We start from the raw sequence: 21,808 nt of genomic DNA on the forward strand, positions 1-21,808 counted from the left end.
TTTTTTATTTATTTACTTTCTTGTGTTTCTTTTCTTCTGCTTTTTCTTTTTCTCGTTGGTGATAAGAATAGTGAGCTGATTCAGCATATCGTAAGATTGGCTTTTCCAGAATTAACATTACACCAAAGGTGATGAGATATTTTACAAAAATGAAACCACCGTAAATGCCATAAAAAATTAGCATTTGTGTTTTTAGTGGTTCCTCGGATATTTCTTTGATTGGGTCATGAAGAGAAAAATTTTTACACTTATTAATTATTATTATTGGATATATTGTCATTGGATGACTGTGTGTATGAAAACCTAAAGCATCAGCAGCTCACAATTGAGCATTTACAGCAGCAAATAGTGCAGTTGTTAAACAACAAATAAGAATAGTGGTGCATTTAGTATAAATGTTTTCTTTGTGAAATAATCTTTTCCATATTCAGTTTAATAGAAAATATAGTCCAATAACGAGGGCATTTAACATCATTCCCATTGTGGAACTAACAACAATATTACCGTGAGCAATGTGGTGGGGAATTATCATATGTAATCAAGGTTTAATTGCACCAATTAGCATTGCAAATCAAGGACTAATTAATGGTATAACTAATAAAATTAGGGTATCACCAATTTCAAAGTTGGCTGCTGGTAAATTAGGTAAGGGAATAGGAATTTCTAACATTGATAATGCTAGTGCTAACCCTAATGCCATTGATGAAATGGTAATTTTAAATATAATATGTTTTTCTTTGAGCATATTTTTTCTCCATAATTTTAATTGATAATAATTTTTAGTACTAATTATTTATAATAATTATAAATTGGATAATATGTAATGTCAATCAAAATTAGAGTAATTTAATAATTGGCGAGGGTAGTAGGACTCGAACCCACAACATTTAGTTTTGGAGACTAACGTTCTACCATTGAACTATACCCTCAATGTTATATCCTAATTATAAAGGACTTTTAGTTAATTTTTTAATTAATCTATTATTTTATTATTGAGTAATTAAAAATTATGCTAAGAACATAATTCTTAGCGCAATGTGACAACATTATTTAAATATTAAGATTTAATGATATTTTTAAGATTTTTAATCTCGTTATTAATTTCATTAATGAAGTTTTCATAATCTTTTATTTTTGTCTTGATATTTTCATTATCAATTAGTTCTTCTACTTCATAGGTAATGTTAAATCAAAAGTTTTTTTGATAGAAATAATGTTTTTGGTTAACATGCCCTTCAGAAAAGAATTCATCCATTGATTGACCTTTGCCTCAGTCTAAATCACCAGAATAAGCGTTACCTCAAACATAACTAACACCAAAAAGATTAGAACTAGTATTTCATGTTACTGCAAAAGCTTTTTGTTGTTGAAAATGATTTTTAATAATATTTAGTTGTTTAATACCTTGACTAGTTTCTTGACTTCAAATACTTTCATAATGGACAGAATCTTTGTTGGTATCATAACCAACATTTACTTCCTTGATTTTAATTGAATCCATTTTGATATTTGGTGCTTTTAATTGAGGGATATTGATATTAATGATTCTTTTTTTTGTTATCACTTTTGTAATATATTTGTTTTTCTTCTTCATCATATCAATAGTTAATAAATTCATTTTTTTCGATATGAGTTACTTTTTCATACTTACCTGAATTTTCTTTAACTTTTTTATTAAGATCAGTAATTATTTTTTCATAGTCTAATTTTTGTTGCTTAATTTGATTATAACGACTACTATCAAAAATAATTTTTATGTAAGGCAATTGGTAATCAATAAATTCATTATCATCACTAAACTTTAATGTTATTTTTGATTTTACAATAAAGTTTTCTTTAATTTCTTGGTTTCAATCAAATAATTCTTCGTTATGAAAAAAATTACCTGCTGAAAGAAGTTTGTGTGGATCAATAGTTGCTCGGCTATTATCTAGTAGGTTATTAAATTTTATTTGTATTATCCTTTCAGCAGTGTTTTGAAGTTCACTAATTTTGGTTTCACCTTTCGCAAAGTTATATGGTAGGGAATTTTTTTCATTATAATCTTCAATAAGTTTTTGAATTTTCAATACAACAGCCAATTTATTGTTGTGGTTGTCTAATGTTTTTTATCTTGTTCTAATTTCTCTTTATCTTTTTCTAATTGCTCTTTATCTCTTATTAATTTTTCTTTTTCTTCTTCAGTTGTATCCTTGTCGTTTATTAATTTATGGTTTTCTGTTATTAGTTCATCTCTTGCTGCTATTAATTGATCTTTTTCTTTTATTATTTTTTCTTTTTCTTTTATTCATTTATTTTCGGTATCTTTTTTATTAAAGTATCCGATTCATTCGTTAATAAAAGAACTCACTTGATTAATTTTTACTTCAAAATCTGAGAGTTCAGTTTCATTGGTTCAAAAATCTTTATTTGTAATATTAGCATTTTTACTAGCAAAGTTAAGTTTATCGTAAGCATTAAAATCATTTTGATATTTATTAAATAGTTTTAAGAAAATTTCTTCAATTTGATTGAAATTATCTTTAATTGCTTTAAAATATTGGTTTCTTTTTTGTTGTAATTCATCTTCTGATATTTCTGAAGCGGTTAGTTGATATTCTGTATTGTCAGTAGAACTAATAATATGTTTAACTGACATCAAAGCTTTAATTAAGGCAACTTTAACTTTTTCAATTTTCTTAAAATTGTTTATTACTGTTGCGTCTTTGATATTATTTAAGAATTTTTTAAAATTTTCTAAATTTTTTTAATTTGTTGGTAATTTTCATCACTAATTTCGTGGTCAAAGGTATCAACAATTTGTGAAAATAGACTATGATTTTGTTTATTAGACTTCTTGCGATACCTTTTTTATTAAAATATTCTTATAAAATATAATTTATGAGGATATCAAAATATGAACAATAATAAATTTAATACTCTTAATGATAAAGAATGGTTAAGATTAACAGGAATAAAAAAATCCACTTTTAGTAAAATGTTAGATATTTTACAAGTAGCTGAAATAGAAAAATTTAAAAAAGGTGGTAAAACTAATAAATTATCACTAGAAAATAGATTATTGATGACTTTATCATATTGACGAGAATATTAGACTTATTTTCATCTTGGTAAAAATTTCGGAATTAGTGAAGCTAATTGTTATCGGAATATCAAGTGAATTGAAGATATTTTAATTAAAAACTCTGATTTTCAACAACTTGCTGGTAAAAAAGCACTAATAAATGATTATTTTAATGATAAAACTATTATTATTGATGCTACCGAAACTCCAATCCAACGCCCAAAAAAAGACAAAAACAATCTTATTCTGGTAAAAAGAAAAAACACACCATTAAAACACAAGTAATTATCGAACAAGAAACCAGAAAAATTATTGCAACAAGTTTTTCACTTGGAAAAAAACATGATTATGCTTTATTTAAAGAATCAAAAATCCCAATTTTAAAAAATACCAAATTAATAGTTGATAGTGGTTATCAAGGAATACAAAAAATTCACAATAATGTTCTAATACCTACAAAGAAAACAAAGAAAAACCATTTAAATAAAGCACAAAAACAACATAATAGACTAGTTTCAAAAATGAGAATTATTATTGAAAATATTTTTGCTATTCTTAAAAAATTTAAAATTATGACAGAAAAATATCGTAATCGTAGAAAAAGATTTGGTTTAAGATTTAATTTAATTGCCTCAATTTATAATTTGCAATTATTAATTTAACATAAAAGATTTATTTAAAATTAAAGAATTTAAATAATAAATTCATTTTTTGTTGTGGCAAAATATTAATTTTTTAGATAAAAGACATAATTAATTAAAATTATATTTTTCTATTACTGTCTTTTTACAAATATTTGTAATTTTTTTAATAGGTTATGCAAGAAGTCTATTATTGATGCTACCGAAACTCCAATCCAACGCCCAAAAGCCCAAAAAAAGACAAAAACAATCTTATTCTGGTAAAAAGAAAAAACACACCATTAAAACACAAGTAATTATCGAACAAGAAACCAGAAAAATTATTGCAACAAGTTTTTCACTTGGGAAAAAACATGATTATGCTTTATTTAAAGAATCAAAAATCCCAATTTTAAAAAATACCAAATTAATAGTTGATAGTGGTTATCAAGGAATACAAAAAATTCACAATAATGTTCTAATACCTACAAAGAAAACAAAGAAAAACCATTTAAATAAAGCACAAAAACAACATAATAGACTAGTTTCAAAAATGAGAATTATTATTGAAAATATTTTTGCTATTCTTAAAAAATTTAAAATTATGACAGAAAAAATATCGTAATCGTAGAAAAAGATTTCGTTTAAGATTTAATTTAATTGCCTCAATTTATAATTTTCAATTATTAATTTAACATAAAAGATTTATTTAAAATTAAAGAATTTAAATAATAAATTCATTTTTTGTTGTGGCAAAATATTAATTTTTTAGATAAAAGACATAATTAATTAAAATTATATTTTTCTATTACTGTCTTTTTACAAATATTTGTAATTTTTTTAATAGGTTATGCAAGAAGTATAATATTTGACTTGAAATCTAGTAATGACTTTAATATTAAAAATATTGATACTATTGAAGATTTATATAAACTAATTGTTGAAGATATAAAGAATAGAAGAGAAAAGTTAAGTAGAATAAGACATATAAAATATCAAAGTTATAATGCTAGTTTTTATCACAAATTTGTTGAAAAAAATTTATCAGATTTATTTTCAATTGAAAAACAAGATCAATTTTCAGAAAAAGATATTTTTAATTGTTTAAGTGAAAAAATTAAAGTAATAAAACTTGAAAATTATGCGAATTTTAAAAAAATGTAACCTTTGTTAATAACAGTTTAACTTTTGATATTTCTGAAAAACTTAAGATAGTTATAGACAATTTTAATTTCACTAAATTAAATCCTTTGAAAATAATTGATTTCATTAATAACTGTAATAAAAATAGTGCTGTAAAAACCGTTGAAGGAAATAAACAAATAAGAATTGATTATCAAAATATTCACTCTTATTCATTTTATATTTTAAAAGAAAATAATAAGATTAATTGCATTCATAAAATTAAAGAAATAACTAGATTAATTCAAAAATTAAAAGAAAAAGAAAAAAATGAAGAATTACCAACAGAGTTAATTAATTTTAGAAATAATTTATTTCATGAAAAGATTATTTTAGCTAAAGATTACAAAATTTATAAGCAATTAATTAATGGAAATAAAAAATAAATTTATAATTAAGAAATAGAAATATTAAGTAGTTCCTTCTGTTAAATGTCAGAAGACTAAGACAACAAAAAAGCATCTCTAGAGATGCTTTTTTAAGTGCTGGATTGAGGGTGAGAATTGTTATGATTAGGAAGTTGCAATTTAAGTTGTTGAATAGACTTCTTGCATAACCTATTAAAAAAATTACAAATATTTGTAAAAAGACAGTAATAGAAAAATATAATTTTAATTAATTATGTCTTTTATCTAAAAAATTAATATTTTGCCACAACAAAAAATGAATTTATTATTTAAATTCTTTAATTTTAAATAAATCTTTTATGTTAAATTAATAATTGCAAATTATAAATTGAGGCAATTAAATTAAATCTTAAACCAAATCTTTTTCTACGATTACGATATTTTTCTGTCATAATTTTAAATTTTTTAAGAATAGCAAAAATATTTTCAATAATAATTCTCATTTTTGAAACTAGTCTATTATGTTGTTTTTGTGCTTTATTTAAATGGTTTTTCTTTGTTTTCTTTGTAGGTATTAGAACATTATTGTGAATTTTTTGTATTCCTTGATAACCACTATCAACTATTAATTTGGTATTTTTTAAAATTGGGATTTTTGATTCTTTAAATAAAGCATAATCATGTTTTTTCCCAAGTGAAAAACTTGTTGCAATAATTTTTCTGGTTTCTTGTTCGATAATTACTTGTGTTTTAATGGTGTGTTTTTTCTTTTTACCAGAATAAGATTGTTTTTGTCTTTTTTTGGGCGTTGGATTGGAGTTTCGGTAGCATCAATAATAATAGTTTTATCATTAAAATAATCATTTATTAGTGCTTTTTTACCAGCAAGTTGTTGAAAATCAGAGTTTTTAATTAAAATATCTTCAATTCACTTGATATTGCGATAACAATTAGCTTCACTAATTCCGAAATTTTTACCAAGATGAAAATAAGTCTGATATTCTCGTCAATATGATAAAGTCATCAATAATCTATTTTCTAGTGATAATTTATTAGTTTTACCACCTTTTTTAAATTTTTCTGTTTCAGCTACTTGTAAAATATCTAACATTTTATTAAAAGTGGATTTTTTTATTCCTGTTAATCTTAACCATTCTTTATCATTAAGAGTATTAAATTTATTATTGTTCATATTTTGATATCCTCATAAATTATATTTTATAAGAATATTTTAATAAAAAAGGTATCGCAAGAAGTCTAATGATGAGGGAGATATTAAAAGTAATTTTCAGGTGTTGAATAATAACTTGTTTTAAGAGAAGGATGTAGCGTTATTAAGATAGTGGGCGATGAAAATATTTGCTTTTTAATGAATTAGAAATATTTGAATTGAAGTCGCAACCAGCGTGTTAAATATATTTGTAATTGCTAAGGAATAGTGTATAATATTTAACTGTGTATATTATATGTACCATTATTGATACGCCAAGAAGCGTTGTAGCAAAAGTAATTTTTAATTCAGGAAGGAGACCGTGTTATGGCTCAAAAAATTAGAATTCGTTTATGTGGTTATGATAGCAAAACTGTTGACCAGTCAATTTTTAAAATTGTTCAAGCAGCGCAATTGACGGGAGCAAAAATTAAGGGACCGATTCCTTTGCCAACCAAAAGAGAAATTTATACTGTTTTACGATCTGTTCATAAACATAAAGATGCTCGTGAACAGTTTGAAATTCGAACTCATAATAGAATCGTTGATATTATTAATCCAACGCCAAAAACTGTAAATAGTTTATCAAGATTACAACTACCGAGTGGTGTGGATATTGAGATTAAATTAAATGCAATTACCTAGTCAACCTTTTAGAAATATATTTTAAAAGGCAATGATATACACAATAATGATAAGTTGGAAAGGACGGTAAAATTCTTATGAAAGGAATTTTAGGCAGAAAAATTGCTATGAGTCAGGTCTTTACTGTTGAAGGAAAGATAATTCCCGTAACAGTTATTGAAGTGCAACCTAATGTTGTTACTGATGTTAAAACAGTAGAGGAAAATGGTTATACTTCATTGCAGTTAGCGGTAGAAGATAAAAGAGCTAATTTAGTTAATAAACCATTGACAGGACATTTTAAAAAAGCTAAGACAACTCCGAAAAGGTTTAGTAAAGAGATTCGTGAAATGTCAGGGTTTAATATGGGAGATATTATTAATTGTGATATTTTCACTCCGGGTGAATTAGTGGATGTGCGAGCCATTAGCAAGGGTAAAGGCTTTGCAGGAGTTATTAAACGTCATAATTATTCAAGAGGGCCCATGGCTCATGGTTCTGGATTTCATCGTGAAATTGGTTCAATGGGTGCGATTGCTCCGAACCGAATTTTTAAAGGAAAAAAGATGCCAGGAAGAATGGGACATCAACAAGTTACAATGCAAAATTTGCAAGTAATTCATATTGATGTTGCTAAGAATGCGCTATTAGTTAAAGGTTCAATTCCGGGACCTAAAAAACAGTTTGTTGTTATTACTGAAGCAGTTAAGGGCTTAAAAACAAAAACACCACCAAACTTAGTTAACAATAAACCACCTGTTGAAACTACTACAGTAGATGTTACTAGCAGTGCCCCAACAGCATAATTATTAAGGAGAAAAAATGATGAAGTTACAAGTATTAGATATTAATGGTAATGTTGTTAAAGATGTTAGTTTAAATGAGAAAGTTTGAAATATTACGCCTCATCAACAAGCAATGTTTGATGCGACAATTGCTCAACAAGCGTCTTGAAGACAGGGAACACATCAAACTAAAACTCGTGGTGAAGTTAGTGGTGGTGGTAAAAAACCATGAAAGCAAAAGGGAACAGGACGAGCCAGACAAGGTTCAATTCGTTCGCCACAATGAAAAGGCGGGGGAATTGTATTTGGTCCGACAGTTGAGAAAAATTATAAATTGCATGTTAATCGAAAAGTAAGAAAGTTAGCATTAAAATCGGCGTTATCTTTAAAAGCACAAAATAATGAACTTATTATTGTTGATACTATTAGTTTAGAAAAATATTCAACAAAGGCAGTTTTACAAATTTGTCAAAATTTAAAGTTAGTGGATAATAAAACATTATTAATTACTAGTGTAGCTGATGAAGTGATTGCTAAATCAGCAAGTAATATTGCAAAATTTAATGTCATTGCTGCTAGTAGTTTAAATATTTATGATTTATTGCATGCTAATAAGTTATTAATAACTTTAGAGGCGTTAGTAAACATTGAGGGGGTATTGGCATAATGCATATTACCGAAGTAATTAAAAAGCCAGTCTTAACAGAAAAGTCATATTTAAAAATTAATGTTGATGGTAAATATACTTTTGAAGTTAATTATAAGGCTAATAAGACACAAATTAAAAAAGCATTTGAAACTATTTTTGAAGTTAAAGTTCTTAAGGTAAATATTATTAAAAAGAAACCGAAAGCTAAAAAAATGGGACGGTTTGAAGGATTAACTAATGCTAGTAAAAGAGCGATTTTTACTTTAAAACCAGGTGAAAAATTAGAGTTATTTAATAACGAATAATATTAAGGAGTAAGAGTTATGGCAATAAAGAAATATAAACCAGTTACTAATGGTCGTCGTAATATGACAACTCTTGATTATTCAGTTTTAACAACTGATAAACCAGAGAAATCATTATTAACTACATTAAATAGGAAATCTGGTCGGAATAATCGGGGAATTATTACTACGCGTCATAAAGGTGGCGGTCATAAAAGAAAATATCGTATTATTGACTTTAAACGTGATAAAGACAATATTATTGGTAAAGTAGCAAGTATTGAGTATGATCCTAATCGTAATGCGTTTATTTCATTAATTAATTATCTTGATGGTGAAAAAAGATATATTTTAGCACCTAAAACTCTTGAAGTAGGAATGGAAATTGTTAGTGGTTCTCTGGTGGATATTAAAGTTGGTAATAGTATGCCAATGGGAAAAATGCCTGAGGGAACAGTAGTTCATAATATTGAATTGCGACCTTTAAAAGGTGGTCAATTAGCTAGAAGTGCGGGAACTAGTGCTCAATTATTAGGAAAAGATGAAAGTGGTCGTTATGTTACGATTCGTTTAAATTCTGGTGAGGTTCGCAAGATATTAGCATCTTGTCGAGCAACAATTGGTGAAGTTGGTAATGAAGATCGGAACTTAGTTAATTGAGGAAAAGCAGGAAGAAATCGTTGAAGAGGAATTCGTCCGACGGTTAGAGGTTCAGTTATGAATCCTAATGATCATCCACATGGTGGTGGTGAAGGAAAAGCGCCGATTGGAAGAGTAGCTCCTGTAACACCTTGAGGTAAGAAGACATTGGGGATGAAAACTCGTAATCCTCGTAAGGCTTCAACAAAATTAATTATTAGAAGAAAGAAAAAATAGGGTAATGCTTATGAAAGGAAATCGTTAAGGATGGGAAGATCATTAAAAAAAGGACCATATATTGCGTCACATTTATTGAAAAAAGTTGAGTTGTTGAATAGTAATAATAAAAGAGAAGTAATGAAAACTTGATCGCGTCGCTCTACTATTTCTCCTGCCTTCATTAATCATACAGTTGCTGTTCATGATGGTAGAAAGCATGTTCCGGTTTTTGTAACTGAAGATATGGTTGGTCATAAATTTGGTGAATTTGCACCAACAAGATCGTTTGGTGGGCACGGAAATGATAAGAAGAAGAAATAGTAAGGAGTTTAAAATATGGAAGCAAAAGCTATTTTAAGAACAATTAGAATTGCCCCCAGAAAGGTGCAATTAATTGCTGAATTAATAAGAAGAAAACCAGTTACTGATGCTTTAGCGATTTTAATGAATACTAATAAAAAAGCTAGTGAGCCAGTACTTAAACTTCTAAAATCCGCTATTGCTAATGCGGTAAATAATTATGCGATGGATGGAGATGCATTATTAATTAAAGAGGTTTTAGTGAATGAGGGTGCAACTTTAAAACGGTTTCGACCATCAGATCATGGACAAGCTTATAAAATATTAAAAAGAACTAGTCACATTACAATTGTCGTAACAGACAAAAAGGGAGGTAATCAATAATGGGACAAAAGGCAAGTCCACATGGATTACGACTTGGTATTAATAAAGACTGAGACTCAAGATGATATGCTAAAGATAAAAATTTTGCTAATTGATTACATTCTGATATTAAAATTCGTAAAGTAATTTTGAAAAAGTGAAAAAATGCAGCAATTGCTAAAATTGAAATTGAACGCACGAAAGAAAATATTACGCTGTTCATTCATTCTTCGCGTCCGGGTGTTGTCTTAGGCCAAGAGGGTTCAAATATTGAAAATATTATTAAAGCTATTCGGCGTGCAATTGGTTTGACAACTAAAAGTAAATTAGACATTAAGATTAATGTTGTTGATATTAAAGTTCCTGATTTGAATGCCCAACTTGTTGCTGAAAATATGGCGCAACAAATTGTTAATCGGGCATCGTTTAGAACGATACAAAAATTAGCAATCCGTAAAGCAATGAAAGCTGGGGCGAAGGGAATTAAAACTTTAGTGTCGGGAAGACTTGGCGGTGTTGATATGGCTCGTAGTGACGGTTATGCTGAAGGAAGTGTTCCTTTGGCAACTTTGCGAAGTGATATTGATTATGCTAAAGCATCAGCATTGACAACTTATGGTTTGATTGGAATTAAGGTTTGAATTTATAAGGGTGAAATTTTACCAGAAAAGAAAAATTCTGTTAAGGAGGCGAAGTAATTATGTTAATGCCAAAACGAACTAAATATCGCCGTCCGCATCGTGTTTCTTATGAAGGTAAAGCAACAAGAGGAACTAAGGTTTCGTTTGGTGAATTTGGATTACAAGCAGTTGGAAAATTGGTTAGACCTAAAAGAAGTACTGTTGTTAATACTGATCAAGTACAAAAAAAACCTGAATTACAAGGTCTTTGAATTACTTCAAAACAAATTGAAGCAGCAAGAATTGCAGCGACAAGATATATGAAACGAGGGGGAAAAGTTTGAATTAACATTTTTCCTCAGATGGCGAAAACTAAAAAGCCGCTTGAAGTGCGAATGGGTTCTGGAAAAGGGTCTCCTGAAGAGTTTGTTGCTGTTGTTAAAAAAGGACGAATTATGTTTGAAGTTGCTGGTGTTACTGAAGAAGTAGCAAGAGAAGCGTTAATACTGGCAATGCATAAATTGCCAATCAAATGTAAAATCGTTAAACGAGGTGAAGAATAATGGCAAAGAAAATATTTGAAGATAAAAGCATTAATGATTTACAACATCGTGCTGAAGAATTAAAAGCAGAATTGTTTGCCTTAAGATTTCAATCAGCAACCGGACAATTAGAAAAACCCCATCGAATTAAAGAATTACGAAGAGAAGTTGCTAGAATATTAACGCATTTACAAATGAGAAAAGATGCTGGTGAAATTGTTAAACCATTGAATCAACAAAAAGTTGTTATTTCTGAAACATTAAAAAAAGAAATTGATCAAAAAACTAAAGTTGTTGAGGAGAAAGCAAAACCTAAACTTAAAGAAAAGAAATTAGTTGTTGAAAAGCAAGATGATGTTGTTACTGAACAAATTGAACTGGAAAATCAAAAATTAGTGGCAAAAGAAATTAAAAAAGTTAAAGATGGTGTAGCACCAGTTATTAAAGAAAAAAAAGTTTCTAAGTCGATAACAAGTAAAGATAGTAAAGAAGAAGATACTGTTAAAATAGCAAAAGTTACTAAATCTAAATCAGCAACAATAACCCCTAAAGCAAAAACTGATGAAAAGCGAGGCGATAATGATGGAAAGAAATAACCGTAAGGTTTATACGGGTATTGTTGTTTCTAGTAAAATGGAGAAGACAATTACTGTTTTAGTAGAAACATATAAAAATCATCCTATATATAAAAAACGCGTTAAATATTCAAAAAAGTTTAAAGCTCATGATCAAGACAATTCTTCCCAAGAGGGTGATCGTGTTTTAATTATGGAAACAAGACCATTATCAGCAACTAAACGCTTTCGTTTAGTAAAAATTGTTGAAAAAGCAATTATTTTATAGAAAAGGAAGTATAGATTATGATTCAAACTGAGTCTCAATTAAGGGTCGCTGATAATACAGGAGCAAAAGTAATTTTAGTAATTCGGAACTTAGGTGGTTCGGTTCGTAAATTTACAAGTGTTGGTGATGTTATTGTTTGTTCAGTTAAACAAGCAACACCGGGGGGAACTGTTAAAAAGGGACAAGTTGTTAAAGCTGTTATTGTTCGTACTAAAAAAGCTGTTCGCAGAAGTGATGGTACATATATTAAGTTTTCGGAAAATGCAGCTGTTCTTATTAGAGATGATAAAATGCCAAGAGGAACAAGAATTTTTGGTCCGATTGCTAGAGAAGTAAAAGAAGCAGGATTTAATAAAATTGCTTCTTTAGCAACTGAGGTGATATAAGATGATAAAAATAAAAATTAAAAAAGGTGACCAAGTATTAGTTATTGCTGGTAAACACCGTGGTTTTAAAGGACCAGTTACTAATATTTTAAAGAAAAAACTTCGTGTGGAAATTGAAGGCATTACAATTAAAAAAAACCAAAAACCAACCCAAAATAATGAAGGGGGAATTAAAGAAATTCCTGCAAGCATTCATCTTTCCAATGTTGCTTTACTAGATAGTAAAGATAAAACTAAAACAACTAAAATTGGTTATGAGATTAAAGATGGTAAAAAATATCGGATTGCTCGTAAAACCAAGACAAGAATTTAATTTAAGGAGTTAAAATTTGATGAATTATTTACAAAAAAAATATCAAGATGAAATTATTCAGGAAATGATGCAAGAATATAGTTTTACTTCTACAATGCAAGCTTCTAAAATTATCAAAGTAGTTGTTAATGTTGGTATTGGTGATGCTGTTAGTAACAGTAAAAATATTGAAATAGTAATGCGAGAATTGTACTTAATTACAGGACAAAAACCAGTAATAACTAGAGCAAAAAAATCAATTGCTGGTTTTAAGTTACGAGAAGGAATGCCAGTTGGGTGTAAAGTAACTTTACGGGGTACTAAAATGTATGACTTTCTTTATAAATTATTTAATATTAATTTACCTCGGGTTCGTGATTTTCGTGGTTTAAATAAAGCTGGTTTTGATAAATACGGTAACTACACATTAGGAATTAAAGAACAATTGATTTTTCCTGAAATTGATTACGACAAAGTTGTAAAAACAAGAGGAATGAGTATTACTATTGTAATGTCTAGTAATAATCAAAATGAATCATTTTCTTTACTAAAAAAAATGGGTGCACCATTTAAGAAATAGGAGAGGAAAGAAACTGATGGCAAAAAAATCATTAAAAGTAAAACAATTAAAAACTCCTAAGTTTGCAGTTCGTGCATACACTCGTTGTCAAAATTGTGGCCGACCAAAGTCAGTATTAAAAAAGTTTCAATTATGTCGTATATGTATTCGTGAATTTGGCAATAAAGGGCAAATCCCTGGGCTTAAGAAAGCTTCATGATAGGAGGTAGTTAGTAAAATATGATGACAGATCCAATTAGCGATATGCTAACAAGAATTCGCAATGCTAATCAGCGACAATTTAAAAAGGTAAGCATTCCGAATTCTAATATAAAATTGCAAATTGCCCAAATTCTGAAAGAAGAAGGGTATATTACCGATTTTAAAATTAATGAGAAACCCAAAGATGGAACTCATAGCAAAATTGATATTTTATTAAAATATAAAGCAAGCCAAAGGGTAATTTGAGGTTTAAAGAGAATATCTAAGCCAGGTCTTAGAGTATATGTTAAAAATAGTGAGATTCCAAAGGTTTTAAATGGTTTAGGAATTGCAATTATTTCGACATCACTTGGAGTTATGACTGATGCAAAAGCAAGAGAAAATCGTTTAGGTGGCGAAGTTCTTGCCTTTGTTTGATAGGGTGATAAATTATGTCAAGAATTGGTAATCGCATTCTATCTGTAAAAGATGGCGTTGAAATAAATATTGCAAAAAATAATATCGTAACTATTAAAGGACCTAAAGGAACACTCAATAAACAATTACCACAAAAAATTACTATTATCGTTGAAAACCAAACGATTAAAACTATTAGACCGAATGAACAAAAACATACTAAGCAATTACATGGAACTACTAATTCATTGTTAGAAGGAATGTTAACAGGTGTTACTACTGGTTTTAGTAAAAGATTATTAATTAATGGGGTGGGATATCGTGCTAATATTCAGGGTGATAAACTAAATTTAAGTTTAGGGTTTTCACATCCGATTCAATATACTATCCCTGAGGGAATAACAGTTGGTTGTCCTAAACCAACAGAACTTATTATTTCAGGAATTAGTAAAGAATTAGTTGGACAAGTAGCAGCCGATATTCGTGCTTTTCGACGAATAGAGCCGTATAAAGCTAAAGGAATTCAATATGATAATGAATACATTATTCGTAAGGAAGGGAAATCAGCAGGTAAATAGACAATAGTCTAGATTACTTTCAAAGGAGTTAAAAATGAAATCAAATCGCTATGAAGCAAGAAAAATTAGACATTTTCGCATTCGTAAAAAAATAACTGGTTCTGAATTAAGACCCCGACTTAATGTATTTCGTTCTAATAGGAATCTTTATGCACAAATTATTGATGATAGTCAGCACCGGACACTAGTTTCTTACTCAACTTTGCAAATGACAGGTGCAGGTAAGAGTAATTTAAATAAAGATAGTGCTACTCTTCTGGGAGAAATACTAGCAAAGAAAGCTTTAGAAAACAATATTACCACTGTGGTCTTTGATCGTGGGGGTTACTTGTATCACGGGAAAATTGCTGCGTTTGCGGAGGCTGCAAGAGAACATGGATTGAAATTTTAGTAGAGGAGAAGTATGTTAATGCAAGAAAAAAAAGATCAACAAAATTTAACGACGTCACCAACTAAGCCTAATTTTGCTAATCGAGGTAGTGATGGTGAACGAAATAAAAAACGATGAACTAAAAAATCAAATGCTAATTTTCAAAAACCAGTTGAAGAGTTTGAAGAAAAGGTCGTTAAAGTAAGAAGGGTAACTAAAGTAACTAAAGGGGGGCGACATTTTCGTTTCTCAGTAGTAGTTATTGTGGGTAACCATAAGGGAAAAGTTGGGTTTGCTACTGGTAAAGCTAATGAAGTACCTGATGCTATTAAAAAAGCAGCAAAAGCTGCTAAGAAAAATACTTTTATGATTCCAATGGTGGGCGTTACTGTTCCTCATGATGTTATTGGTCATTATGGTGGGGGACGAGTACTAATTAAACCTGCTAGAAAAGGTACGGGAATTATTGCTGGTGGTCCAGTTCGGACTTTAATTGAAGTATCTGGTGTTCAAGATATTTATGTTAAGTCATTAGGTTCTAATACCTCACTTATTATGATTAGAGCAGCAATGGATGGTTTAAAACAAATGCGAACTAAAGAACAAGTTTATAGTTTACGAAAAATTAAAGAAAAAGTTAGTGAAAAATCACTAGCAAGGGAACAATAATTATGAAATTACATGAACTTAAATATACTAAAAAATCTCGTAAAGATAAAAAACGCCTTGGAAGAGGAACATCTTCAGGACATGGAAAAACTTCTGGTAAAGGACATAAAGGTCAAAATGCTAGAAGTGGTGGTGGTGTTCGTCCTGGATTTGAAGGGGGACAAACGCCTTTATTTCGTAGAATTCCTAAAATCGGTTTTACCAATTTTACAAAGAAACGATATGAAATTGTTAACTTAAGTGCTTTAGAACAATTAGATGTAACTGAAATTACTCCCCAAGTTTTAAAAAGGAAAAAATTAATTAATAGTGAAAAATCGTTAGTAAAAATTCTTGCTAATGGTAAAATTAGTAAAGCATTAGTTATTAAAGCTCATAAGTTTTCAAAAGTTGCTAAAGATGCTATTGAGAAGGCTAATGGTAAAACCGAGGTGATTTAATAGTGATAACAACCATTAAAAGATTTTATCGTAATAATAAAGATATTTTATTAAAATTAGCTTTTACATTATTGGTTTTATTTATTATTCGTTTGGGAGCATTAATTACTGTTCCAGGGGTTAATATAAATAAAAACCTTAATGAATCTAATAAGGATTCAAGAGAATTTTTTAATTTGATTGCAATGTTAGGTGGGGGCTCTATTGATCGATTTTCACTTTTCGCTTTAGGGTTATCACCATACATTACTGCTTCTATTATTGTCCAATTATTATCTACTGATTTAGTTCCAGGATTATCTCGTTGAGCCAAATCAGGAGAAAAAGGGAAACGAAAATTAGATACATTAACTAAATGATTAACATTGCCATTTGGCATTATGCAAGGTTTTGCGACAATTATGACCTTAGCACAACAAAAAATTATTAGTCTTAAATGGCAAGAAGCAGATGCTGGAAATATTGCTACATCGGCAGTGTTTTATTATATTTTGGTACCAACATTGCTTTTGGGAGGGACATTCTTAATTCTTTGACTAGCTGATCAAATTACAATTCGTGGAATTGGTAATGGTGTTTCTTTAGTTATTTTTGCAGGAATTGCTTCTAGTTTACCATTTAATATTGCTAAAACTTTTCAATTTTGAGTTGGTGGTCAAAGTGAAGCAATAGTTGTTTTTAGTGGGTTTTTAAAGTTTTTACTTTATATGGTTGGATTTCTTTTAGTAATTTTAATGGTTGTATTCTTTGCTGAATCAGAAAGAAGAATTCCGATTCAACAGACGGGAAGGGGGTTAGCGTTAAAAAGTGAAAAAGTACCGTATTTGCCGTTAAAAATTAATTCGGCTGGTGTTATTCCCGTGATTTTTGCTTCAGCAATTATAACAGCACCTTTAACAATTGCCCAAATTGTTAAAGCTAATAATCCCGAAGGAACAGGGTTTACTAATTTTACTGAAACTTATTTGTCATTAAATTCATGGTCAGGAATGAGCATTTTTGCAATTTTAATTATTCTCTTTACTTTCTTATATTCTCAAGTACAAATTAATCCTGAACAAATGGCAGAGAATTTTCAAAAGAATGGCACATTTATTCCTGGAATTCAACCAGGAAAAGAAACTGAGAAATATATTAAATCAACTTTAAATCGTTTAAGTGTTGTTGGTAGTATCTTTTTAGCTTTTGTTGCCATATTGCCAACATTAATTTCTAAATTAACAAATTTACCGCCAATGTTAGCAATTGGTGGAACAGGAGTTATTATTATGGTTGGTGTTGCAATTGAAGTTATTCGTCAAGTTCAAGGACATCTGACTCAACAATCTTATATTCAATTTAAAAGGGATGAAAATCAAAGTAAAAATATATGATAAAAGAGAGTGGTATTTAAAATGAATTTAATCTTTTTAGGAGCACCCGGAAGTGGTAAAGGAACTCAGTCACAAAAGTTATGTGAGGCATATCGTTTGATACATTTATCAACAGGAGATATTATTCGTCAAGCGATAAGAAATAATTCACCATTGGGATTAAAAACTAAAGAATATTTAGATGCAGGAAAATTAGTACCCGATGAACAGGTCATTTATCTTGTACGAGAAACCATTGATAATTTAAGCGAAGAATTTATTCTTGATGGTTTTCCAAGAACGCTTAAACAAGCGCATGCGTTGCAAGAGATTTTAGAAAAAAAACAACAACAAATTGATTTTGTTATTTATTTAGAAGCTGACTTAGAACATTTAATTGATCGGATTACCAATCGCTTAGTTTGTCCTACTTGTAATCGAACATATAACAAATTAGTTAATAAACCTAAAATTACGATGCAATGTGATGATGATGGTGCATCATTAATTCAGCGCGATGATGATACGAAAGAAAAAGCTAAAATTAGAATTCAAACTTATTTGAATGAGACTTTACCTTTAGTAGAGTATTATCAAGAAGAAAACTTATTACATGTTGTTGATGCTAATCAGTCAAGTAAATTAGTATTTAATGGTATTAAAAGTATTTTAGATAGTGTGTAAAATAAATGGTTACTGTTAAAAATGAGTTGGAAATTAAAGCAATGCGTGCTGCGGGAAAAGTAGTTGCTAAAATGTTAGCTGAAATTAAAAAGGCAATTATTCCCGGAATAAAAAAACGCGACCTTGATATAATAGCAACCAGAGTGTTAAAGGAAAGTAATGCTAAAACAGCGTTTAAAGGTTATTATGGTTTTCCTAATCATATTTGTGTTTCTATTAACAATGAATTAATTCATGGAATTGCTAATAATCAAATTATTAAGACAGGTGATTTAGTATCAATTGATGCTGGTGCTGTTGTTGATGGATACTTTGCGGATGCGGCGATTACTGTTGGTGTTGGTCAAATTAAAGCGGAATATCAAAAGTTGATTACTGTAACGGAAGAAGCCTTAAATAAGGCAATAGCAATTATTGCTCCTGGTGTTAGAATTGGTACTATTGGCGCAACAATTCAACAATTTGTTGAGCAACAAGGGTATCATTTACCAAAAAATTATACGGGACATGGGATTGGTAAGCAATTACATGAAGAACCATATGTTCCTAATTATGGTAAATATGACTATGGCTTAAAACTAGTGGCAGGAATGACAATTTGTATTGAACCAATGGTACAAATTGGTACTGACGAAACTAGAGTTTTAAGTGATAATTGAACAGTTGTGTCCCTTGATGGTACATATTCAGCTCATTTTGAACATACAATTCTAGTAACCGCAAAGGGATATGAAGTTTTAACTGCTAATCCACACTTAATGGAAGAAGGGAATTAAATGACCACCAAAGAAAAAGAAACTAAAAATATTATTGAAGTGGAAGGAATTGTTATTGAATGTTTACCTAATACTGAGTTTAAGGTAAAACTAGAAAACAATGCGGTTATTTTAGCTCACGTTTCTGGTAAAATTCGCATGAATTTCATTAGGATTTTACCAGGTGATAAAGTAATTATTGAACTCTCTCCATATGATTTAAAACGTGGGCGGATTACTTATCGTCATAAGTAAAAAAATAGTAAAAGGAGAAAAATTAAATGAAAGTAAGATCATCAGTTAAAAAAATTTGTGATAAATGTCAAATAATTAATAGAAAAAAATGTGTGCGAGTAATTTGTAAGACTCCAAAGCACAAACAAAGACAAGGTTAAAAATAGGAGGTTAAATATGGCAAGAATTGCAGGAGTAGAAATCCCTAATGATAAAAGAGTTGTTATTGCTTTAACATATGTTTATGGGATTGGTTTATCAAATGCTCAAAAGATTTTAAAACAATGTAGTGTTGATGAAAATATTCGTGTTAAGCAATTAACAGAAGAGCAACTAACAAATATTAGAGCAGAAATATCTAAAGATTATAAAGTAGAAGGTGAGTTGCGACGCGAAACTCAATTAAATATTAAACGATTAATGGAAATTGGTTGTTATCGTGGTATTCGTCATCGTAAAGGTTTACCAGTTCATGGTCAATCTACTAAACAAAATGCCAGAACAAAAAGAGATCGCAGGCAAACAGTTGCTAATAAGAAAAAATAGTAAGAAGTGGAGGTAACACGATGGCAAAAATAGAAAAAGTTGCAAAGAAAAGACAAAAAAAGAATATTTTAAAAGGAATCTCTCATGTTCATTCAACATTTAATAATACAATTGTAACAATGACTGATGAATTAGGGAATGTTATTGCTTGATGTGCGGCTGGTGCAATTGGTTTTAAAGGAACAAAGAAATCAACCCCTTATGCTGCACAAATGGTAGCAGAACAAGTTGCTAAGGCATCAATTGAACATGGAATGAGAACGATTGAAGTTCAGTGTAAAGGACCTGGTCCTGGAAGAGATGCTGCTGTTAGAAGCTTACAAGCAGCTGGTTTGGAAATTACAAGTATTAAAGATGTAACACCGATTCCTCATAATGGATGTCGTCCCCCTAAAAGGCCAAGAGGTTAATAAATGAAACAATTTATTAGACCAAATTTTAAATTACAAACTGAAAGTACTAGTAAAAATTTCGGTTGCTTTATAGTAGAACCATTAGAAAGAGGATTTGGTAATACTATTGGTAACGCTTTACGAAGAACTTTATTAGCAGCAACACCGGGAGCTTCAATTTATGGTGTTGATATTAAAGGAGCTAGTCATGAGTTTTCAACAATTAAAGGGGTTGTTGAAAATGTTGCTCAAATTATTTTAAATTTAAAAGGTATTATTTTAAAAATTGATAGTACTTTTTTTAAAGAAGAAGAAAGTGTCTCACTAAAAGTAGATGCTGTAGCTGGTGAAGTATTAGCTTCAATGATTGTTTGTCCGTTAGGAGTTGAAATATTAAATGGTGATTATTTAATTGCTACTGTTGCTAAAGGTGGTAAATTAGAAATGACAATGTATGCTCAAAATTCTCGTGGTTATAAATCATTTGATGATAATAAACGCTTAATTACTAATATTGGGATTATTCCTATGGATTCTAATTATTCACCAATTGTTAATGTTAAATATAGTGTTGAACCAACTAAAGTGGGAAAAAGTGCTGATTTAGAGCAATTAGCTTTAGAATTAACAACCGATGGTTCTGTTACTCCTGTAGAAGCAATTGCGATTGCTGCGAAGATTTTAATTGCTCATTTAGAACATTTTGTTAGTTTAAGTGAGCAAGCGCAATCATTAGAAATTATTTCTATTTCTGAAAAACAAGAAACAGATGAATTAGAAAAACCAATTGAAGAATTAGACTTAACGGTGCGTTCATATAATTGTTTAAAACGAGCAGAAATTGTTACGATTGGTGATTTAACTGATAAAACAGAAAATGATATTTTAGCAACGAAAAATTTAGGAAGAAAATCCTTTAATGAAATTAAAGATAAATTATTAGCATTAGGGCTAACTTTTAAACGAGAATAAAAGGAGGAACAAAATATGTCATTTATTCAAAAACGCGGTAAAAATACTAGCTGAAGACAAGGATTAATGCGTAATTTAGCAACAGAATTAGTTGTTCATGAAAGATTGCTTGTAACTGAAAAACGAGCTAAAGAATTAAGAAAAACAATTGATAAATTAATTACCTTAGCAAAAAGACAAGATTTGCATGCTAGAAGACAAGCATCAAGTATTTTACGAAATATTGATGTTAATGAAACAGAAACAGTTTTACAAAAATTATTTACTGATATTGCTAAGCGATATAATGAAAGATCTGGCGGCTATACGAGACTTTTAAAAACTGATGACCGTAAAGGCGATAATGCCCCAATGGTTTATATTGAATTAGTTTAAATAATAAATCCGATTAATAACCTCAATAAATACTGAGGTTATTTTTTGTTGTTGCAATATATGATAAAATATTGTCATAATTTTATTAAAGGAGAATAATATGCAATTAAAAACATTATTTTTAGAAATAAATATCTCTAGCAATATTCCCATAGGACTATTAATAGCATTAATAGTTTTTGGGATTTTAGTTGGAATTTTATTAATAACTTGATTGGCTACTTGAATATATTAAACTTCTTGCATAACCTATTAAAAAAATTACAAATATTTGTAAAAAGACAGTAATAGAAAA

The 21,808-nt window shown here is 29.2% G+C and carries 37 protein-coding genes, 1 tRNA gene and 1 pseudogene; 32 read left to right on the forward strand and 7 right to left on the reverse strand.

Annotation, left to right across the window (positions count from 1 at the left end; all coding sequences use genetic code 4):
- Positions 1 to 4 precede the first annotated feature (4 nt).
- From AACK86_RS00815 to AACK86_RS00835, 5 genes are all read right to left on the reverse strand, one after another.
- Positions 5 to 700 (reverse strand): hypothetical protein, encoded by a 696-nt coding sequence (locus AACK86_RS00815; protein ID WP_338982084.1) that lies wholly within the window; start codon positions 698 to 700, stop codon positions 5 to 7.
- Positions 701 to 854: 154 nt separating this feature from the next.
- Positions 855 to 929, reverse strand: a tRNA-Trp gene (locus tag AACK86_RS00820).
- Positions 930 to 1,057: 128 nt separating this feature from the next.
- On the reverse strand, positions 1,058 to 1,501 hold the full coding sequence (locus AACK86_RS00825) for a hypothetical protein (protein ID WP_338982085.1): 444 nt from the start codon (positions 1,499 to 1,501) through the stop codon (positions 1,058 to 1,060).
- Between the two features lie 37 nt (positions 1,502 to 1,538).
- A complete protein-coding gene (locus AACK86_RS00830) occupies positions 1,539 to 2,069 on the reverse strand; it encodes a hypothetical protein (protein ID WP_338982086.1) in 531 nt (176 codons plus the stop codon).
- Positions 2,070 to 2,098: 29 nt separating this feature from the next.
- A complete protein-coding gene (locus AACK86_RS00835; RefSeq protein WP_338982087.1) occupies positions 2,099 to 2,641 on the reverse strand; it encodes a hypothetical protein in 543 nt (180 codons plus the stop codon).
- A 255-nt stretch (positions 2,642 to 2,896) separates the two neighbouring features.
- Between AACK86_RS00835 and AACK86_RS00840 the strand changes: the two are divergent.
- The 3 genes and pseudogenes from AACK86_RS00840 (at position 2,897) to AACK86_RS00850 (ending at position 5,252) form a co-directional block, all read left to right on the forward strand.
- Positions 2,897 to 3,726: pseudogene (locus tag AACK86_RS00840) on the forward strand (IS5 family transposase).
- A 259-nt stretch (positions 3,727 to 3,985) separates the two neighbouring features.
- Positions 3,986 to 4,309 carry a transposase family protein gene (locus AACK86_RS00845; protein WP_422398311.1) on the forward strand — a complete coding sequence of 108 codons (324 nt, stop codon included), beginning with the start codon at positions 3,986 to 3,988 and terminating at the stop codon, positions 4,307 to 4,309.
- 625 nt (positions 4,310 to 4,934) lie between these two features.
- Positions 4,935 to 5,252 carry a hypothetical protein gene (locus AACK86_RS00850; RefSeq protein WP_338982088.1) on the forward strand — a complete coding sequence of 106 codons (318 nt, stop codon included), beginning with the start codon at positions 4,935 to 4,937 and terminating at the stop codon, positions 5,250 to 5,252.
- Between the two features lie 323 nt (positions 5,253 to 5,575).
- On the opposite strand, the gene AACK86_RS06730 is transcribed toward AACK86_RS00850, so the two are convergent.
- Both AACK86_RS06730 and AACK86_RS06735 read right to left on the reverse strand, forming a co-directional pair.
- On the reverse strand, positions 5,576 to 5,968 hold the full coding sequence (locus AACK86_RS06730) for a transposase family protein (RefSeq protein ID WP_422398306.1): 393 nt from the start codon (positions 5,966 to 5,968) through the stop codon (positions 5,576 to 5,578).
- The gene (locus AACK86_RS06735; RefSeq protein ID WP_422398203.1) at positions 5,953 to 6,405 is read right to left on the reverse strand and encodes a transposase family protein; all 453 of its coding nucleotides are present in this window, start codon (positions 6,403 to 6,405) and stop codon (positions 5,953 to 5,955) included. Before AACK86_RS06735 ends, AACK86_RS06730 begins: the two co-directional genes overlap by 16 nt.
- A gap of 345 nt (positions 6,406 to 6,750) precedes the next feature.
- Here AACK86_RS06735 and rpsJ point away from each other — a divergent pair, with 345 nt between their 5' ends.
- The 29 genes from rpsJ (at position 6,751) to rplQ (ending at position 21,513) form a co-directional block, all read left to right on the forward strand.
- Positions 6,751 to 7,068, forward strand: coding sequence for a 30S ribosomal protein S10 (rpsJ, locus tag AACK86_RS00860; protein ID WP_338982089.1), 318 nt, complete (start codon positions 6,751 to 6,753; stop codon positions 7,066 to 7,068).
- A gap of 77 nt (positions 7,069 to 7,145) precedes the next feature.
- The gene (gene rplC, locus AACK86_RS00865; protein WP_338982090.1) at positions 7,146 to 7,853 is read left to right on the forward strand and encodes a 50S ribosomal protein L3; all 708 of its coding nucleotides are present in this window, start codon (positions 7,146 to 7,148) and stop codon (positions 7,851 to 7,853) included.
- Between the two features lie 19 nt (positions 7,854 to 7,872).
- Complete coding sequence (gene rplD, locus AACK86_RS00870) at positions 7,873 to 8,499, forward strand: 50S ribosomal protein L4 (protein ID WP_338982091.1); 627 nt, start codon at positions 7,873 to 7,875, stop codon at positions 8,497 to 8,499.
- The gene (rplW, locus tag AACK86_RS00875; RefSeq protein WP_215825746.1) at positions 8,499 to 8,786 is read left to right on the forward strand and encodes a 50S ribosomal protein L23; all 288 of its coding nucleotides are present in this window, start codon (positions 8,499 to 8,501) and stop codon (positions 8,784 to 8,786) included. Before rplD ends, rplW begins: the two co-directional genes overlap by 1 nt.
- A gap of 18 nt (positions 8,787 to 8,804) precedes the next feature.
- The gene (rplB, locus tag AACK86_RS00880) at positions 8,805 to 9,641 is read left to right on the forward strand and encodes a 50S ribosomal protein L2 (RefSeq protein WP_338982092.1); all 837 of its coding nucleotides are present in this window, start codon (positions 8,805 to 8,807) and stop codon (positions 9,639 to 9,641) included.
- A 30-nt stretch (positions 9,642 to 9,671) separates the two neighbouring features.
- On the forward strand, positions 9,672 to 9,944 hold the full coding sequence (rpsS, locus tag AACK86_RS00885) for a 30S ribosomal protein S19 (RefSeq protein WP_215825748.1): 273 nt from the start codon (positions 9,672 to 9,674) through the stop codon (positions 9,942 to 9,944).
- A 15-nt stretch (positions 9,945 to 9,959) separates the two neighbouring features.
- Entirely contained in the window at positions 9,960 to 10,307 is a 348-nt protein-coding gene (gene rplV / locus AACK86_RS00890; RefSeq protein ID WP_338982093.1) for a 50S ribosomal protein L22, read from the forward strand.
- Entirely contained in the window at positions 10,307 to 10,984 is a 678-nt protein-coding gene (gene rpsC / locus AACK86_RS00895) for a 30S ribosomal protein S3 (protein WP_338982094.1), read from the forward strand. Before rplV ends, rpsC begins: the two co-directional genes overlap by 1 nt.
- Before the next feature lie 2 nt (positions 10,985 to 10,986).
- A complete protein-coding gene (gene rplP, locus AACK86_RS00900) occupies positions 10,987 to 11,469 on the forward strand; it encodes a 50S ribosomal protein L16 (RefSeq protein ID WP_338982095.1) in 483 nt (160 codons plus the stop codon).
- Entirely contained in the window at positions 11,469 to 12,044 is a 576-nt protein-coding gene (gene rpmC / locus AACK86_RS00905; RefSeq protein ID WP_338982096.1) for a 50S ribosomal protein L29, read from the forward strand. Before rplP ends, rpmC begins: the two co-directional genes overlap by 1 nt.
- Positions 12,028 to 12,291 carry a 30S ribosomal protein S17 gene (rpsQ, locus tag AACK86_RS00910; protein ID WP_338982097.1) on the forward strand — a complete coding sequence of 88 codons (264 nt, stop codon included), beginning with the start codon at positions 12,028 to 12,030 and terminating at the stop codon, positions 12,289 to 12,291. Before rpmC ends, rpsQ begins: the two co-directional genes overlap by 17 nt.
- 17 nt (positions 12,292 to 12,308) lie before the next feature.
- Entirely contained in the window at positions 12,309 to 12,677 is a 369-nt protein-coding gene (gene rplN / locus AACK86_RS00915; protein ID WP_338968266.1) for a 50S ribosomal protein L14, read from the forward strand.
- Between the two features lies 1 nt (position 12,678).
- A complete protein-coding gene (rplX, locus tag AACK86_RS00920) occupies positions 12,679 to 12,990 on the forward strand; it encodes a 50S ribosomal protein L24 (protein ID WP_338982098.1) in 312 nt (103 codons plus the stop codon).
- A gap of 19 nt (positions 12,991 to 13,009) precedes the next feature.
- A complete protein-coding gene (gene rplE, locus AACK86_RS00925) occupies positions 13,010 to 13,549 on the forward strand; it encodes a 50S ribosomal protein L5 (protein WP_338982099.1) in 540 nt (179 codons plus the stop codon).
- Between the two features lie 16 nt (positions 13,550 to 13,565).
- The gene (locus tag AACK86_RS00930; protein ID WP_338968263.1) at positions 13,566 to 13,751 is read left to right on the forward strand and encodes a type Z 30S ribosomal protein S14; all 186 of its coding nucleotides are present in this window, start codon (positions 13,566 to 13,568) and stop codon (positions 13,749 to 13,751) included.
- A gap of 17 nt (positions 13,752 to 13,768) precedes the next feature.
- Positions 13,769 to 14,170: a 30S ribosomal protein S8 gene (gene rpsH / locus AACK86_RS00935; protein ID WP_338982100.1), complete on the forward strand. Its 402-nt coding sequence runs from the start codon at positions 13,769 to 13,771 to the stop codon at positions 14,168 to 14,170.
- A gap of 11 nt (positions 14,171 to 14,181) precedes the next feature.
- A complete protein-coding gene (gene rplF / locus AACK86_RS00940; RefSeq protein WP_338982101.1) occupies positions 14,182 to 14,724 on the forward strand; it encodes a 50S ribosomal protein L6 in 543 nt (180 codons plus the stop codon).
- A 34-nt stretch (positions 14,725 to 14,758) separates the two neighbouring features.
- Positions 14,759 to 15,115, forward strand: a complete 357-nt coding sequence (gene rplR, locus AACK86_RS00945) for a 50S ribosomal protein L18 (protein ID WP_422398256.1) — start codon at positions 14,759 to 14,761, stop codon at positions 15,113 to 15,115.
- Positions 15,116 to 15,133: 18 nt separating this feature from the next.
- The gene (gene rpsE / locus AACK86_RS00950; RefSeq protein ID WP_338982102.1) at positions 15,134 to 15,763 is read left to right on the forward strand and encodes a 30S ribosomal protein S5; all 630 of its coding nucleotides are present in this window, start codon (positions 15,134 to 15,136) and stop codon (positions 15,761 to 15,763) included.
- 2 nt (positions 15,764 to 15,765) lie between these two features.
- On the forward strand, positions 15,766 to 16,203 hold the full coding sequence (rplO, locus tag AACK86_RS00955; RefSeq protein ID WP_338982103.1) for a 50S ribosomal protein L15: 438 nt from the start codon (positions 15,766 to 15,768) through the stop codon (positions 16,201 to 16,203).
- Positions 16,200 to 17,579 (forward strand): preprotein translocase subunit SecY, encoded by a 1,380-nt coding sequence (secY, locus tag AACK86_RS00960; RefSeq protein ID WP_422398312.1) that lies wholly within the window; start codon positions 16,200 to 16,202, stop codon positions 17,577 to 17,579. Before rplO ends, secY begins: the two co-directional genes overlap by 4 nt.
- An 18-nt stretch (positions 17,580 to 17,597) precedes the next feature.
- The gene (locus tag AACK86_RS00965) at positions 17,598 to 18,239 is read left to right on the forward strand and encodes an adenylate kinase (RefSeq protein WP_338982105.1); all 642 of its coding nucleotides are present in this window, start codon (positions 17,598 to 17,600) and stop codon (positions 18,237 to 18,239) included.
- A gap of 5 nt (positions 18,240 to 18,244) precedes the next feature.
- On the forward strand, positions 18,245 to 19,015 hold the full coding sequence (map, locus tag AACK86_RS00970) for a type I methionyl aminopeptidase (RefSeq protein WP_338982106.1): 771 nt from the start codon (positions 18,245 to 18,247) through the stop codon (positions 19,013 to 19,015).
- On the forward strand, positions 19,016 to 19,249 hold the full coding sequence (gene infA / locus AACK86_RS00975; RefSeq protein WP_338982107.1) for a translation initiation factor IF-1: 234 nt from the start codon (positions 19,016 to 19,018) through the stop codon (positions 19,247 to 19,249). It abuts the gene before it with no gap.
- 26 nt (positions 19,250 to 19,275) lie between these two features.
- On the forward strand, positions 19,276 to 19,389 hold the full coding sequence (rpmJ, locus tag AACK86_RS00980; protein ID WP_215825765.1) for a 50S ribosomal protein L36: 114 nt from the start codon (positions 19,276 to 19,278) through the stop codon (positions 19,387 to 19,389).
- Positions 19,390 to 19,405: 16 nt separating this feature from the next.
- Positions 19,406 to 19,774, forward strand: coding sequence for a 30S ribosomal protein S13 (gene rpsM, locus AACK86_RS00985; protein WP_338982108.1), 369 nt, complete (start codon positions 19,406 to 19,408; stop codon positions 19,772 to 19,774).
- Between the two features lie 20 nt (positions 19,775 to 19,794).
- Entirely contained in the window at positions 19,795 to 20,184 is a 390-nt protein-coding gene (gene rpsK, locus AACK86_RS00990; protein WP_338982109.1) for a 30S ribosomal protein S11, read from the forward strand.
- A gap of 3 nt (positions 20,185 to 20,187) precedes the next feature.
- Positions 20,188 to 21,138, forward strand: a complete 951-nt coding sequence (locus AACK86_RS00995; protein ID WP_338982110.1) for a DNA-directed RNA polymerase subunit alpha — start codon at positions 20,188 to 20,190, stop codon at positions 21,136 to 21,138.
- A gap of 15 nt (positions 21,139 to 21,153) precedes the next feature.
- Complete coding sequence (rplQ, locus tag AACK86_RS01000; RefSeq protein WP_338968237.1) at positions 21,154 to 21,513, forward strand: 50S ribosomal protein L17; 360 nt, start codon at positions 21,154 to 21,156, stop codon at positions 21,511 to 21,513.
- Positions 21,514 to 21,808 lie beyond the last annotated feature (295 nt).

This window comes from Spiroplasma endosymbiont of Eupeodes luniger (genome assembly GCF_964019525.1).
Classification (GTDB): Bacteria; Bacillota_I; Bacilli_A; order Mycoplasmatales; family Nriv7; genus Nriv7.